Source organism: Bradyrhizobium sp. sGM-13, assembly GCF_018398875.1.
Classification (GTDB): Bacteria; Pseudomonadota; Alphaproteobacteria; order Rhizobiales; family Xanthobacteraceae; genus Bradyrhizobium.
The window spans coordinates 1-225 of sequence record NZ_JAGWDK010000473.1; the positions used below are offsets into that span (position 1 = coordinate 1).

The 225-nt window shown below is 50.2% G+C and carries 1 protein-coding gene; it reads left to right on the forward strand.

The features are described from left to right. On the forward strand, positions 1-225 hold a 225-nt coding region (locus tag KJQ96_RS39705), incomplete at both ends, for an L-lactate permease (RefSeq protein WP_213291296.1).

The window sequence follows — 225 nt, forward strand, 5'->3', positions numbered from 1 at the left end:
TCCGGGCGGCGCGTTTTATTCGCTGGTGATTAATTTCCAGATCCCTCATTTGCATCAACAAGTGTTGAAAGCGGCACCCATTGTCGCCCAGCCAACGCCAATGGATGCGGTGTTTAAATTCGACCCTCTCTCTGCTGGCGGCACCGCTATTTTTATTGCAGCGATTATCTCTATCTTCATCCTCGGCGTGGGGATCAAAAAAGGTATTGGCGTCTTTGCCGAAAC